General features: G+C 74.8%; 2 protein-coding genes. Both read left to right on the forward strand.

The annotated features are described in order from the left end of the window. Positions 1–611: archaeosortase/exosortase family protein (locus PROKR_RS25495; RefSeq protein ID WP_036969301.1), on the forward strand; the 611-nt coding region annotated here is incomplete at its 5' end. Between the two features lie 194 nt (positions 612–805). After that, entirely contained in the window at positions 806–1483 is a 678-nt protein-coding gene (locus PROKR_RS25500; protein WP_036969302.1) for an RNA polymerase sigma factor, read from the forward strand. The last annotated feature ends 17 nt before the right edge of the window (positions 1484–1500 follow it).

The raw sequence follows: 1500 nt of genomic DNA on the forward strand, positions 1-1500 counted from the left end.
CGGGCGCGCGAGCCGAACCGGCCGCGACCGCCCCCGCCGACCACCGTCGGGCCCTGGTCGCCGTGCCGCGCCTCCTGGCCGCCGCGTCGCTGATCATCGCCGGGGTCGTCGTCCTCCTCGCCGAGGAACGCCTTCGGTTCGCCGAGTCCGCGCTGACGGCGTGGGTGCTGTACGGCCCGCTCGGCCGCCCCGCGCGGACGCTGACCACGGACCCGGTGTTCCTGTACCAGCAGGTGCCCGGCGACGACACGTCCTGGGCCGGGCTCGTGGTCACCACCGCGTGCACGGCGGTGTTCTACGTGGGCGGAGTGCTGGTCCTCGGCGGGCTCCTGCTGCTGTCCCGGCGCGCCAGCGTGCCTCGGGTGGCGGCCGCGGCGCTCGCGGCCGCGCTGCTGCTGGTCGTGGTCAACACCGGCCGCATGGTCCTGATCGCCGAGGCGCAGGCCCGCTGGGGGGCGCAGGGCTTCGGCTGGACGCACACGGTGGTGGGCTCGGTGCTGATGATCGCGACGCTCGGCGGTTGCGCGGTGCTGTTCGCCCGCCTCGGCCTGCTCCGCCGGGGAACAGGGGGGCGCCGCCGGGGCCTGCCGGCCATGCCAGACCGGTCGTAGCGTCGAGTCGTCACCTACGAGAGGACCCGGGCAGACCAGCGAAGGACTCACCCCCTCTGACCTGCTGAATCACCCCCTCGATCACCTCTGTGCCGTGCGACACGCACGTCCCCTCCTCGCGTCTTCACCATCGCGTACACCCGTGCGCCGACGGCCCGGCTCCAGCGGGCCGTCATCGCGAGGAGGGGACTTCGATGCCGGTGACGACGACGGCGGCTTGGCAGCGCGCGCTCGGCCTGATGCAGGCGGACGGCGACACAGGGGAGGCGGGCGACGAGTCCGAGGAGCTCGCCGACGTCGAGCTGTTCACCCGGGCGAGGGCCGGTGACACGGTGGCGATCGACCTGGTCTGGCGGCGGCACTATCCCTACGCGCTGAAGGTGGCCCGGCGCTACACCCGCAGCCACTCGGACGCCGACGACCTCGCGGCCGAGGCGTTCGTCCGCATCCTGACGCTGCTGCGCGCCGGCCGTGGCCCGCGCGAGCACGGCAAGACGTACGTGGCGCGCACCGTGCGCAACATCGCCACGGACCGGTCGCGCCGCCGGCAGCCGCCGACCACCGTGATCGACGAGGCGCACGACCTGCCTGCCTGGGACGACCCGGCGTCGGCGGCTCTCTCGGCGATGGAGCTCGGGGACGTGCTCGAAGGCCTGGCGGCCTGCCCGCCGCGCCAGCGGTACGCCCTGCAGATGACCGTCTTCGAGGGCGTGCCCATCGCCACGGTCGCCCAGGACCTGGGCATCTCGAAGAACGCCGTGGCGGCCTTGCTCGTGCGGGCGCGCGAGTCGATCCGCCGGTTCGTGGCGCGCGGCGTCCATGAGCACGGCGCGCCCGAGCAGGGGACGCCCGAGAGCGGCGCGCGCGACTAGGCCGGGGCGCGCCCCGC

Source organism: Promicromonospora kroppenstedtii DSM 19349 (assembly GCF_000515355.1).
In the GTDB taxonomy this organism is placed as follows: Bacteria; Actinomycetota; Actinomycetes; order Actinomycetales; family Cellulomonadaceae; genus Promicromonospora; species Promicromonospora kroppenstedtii.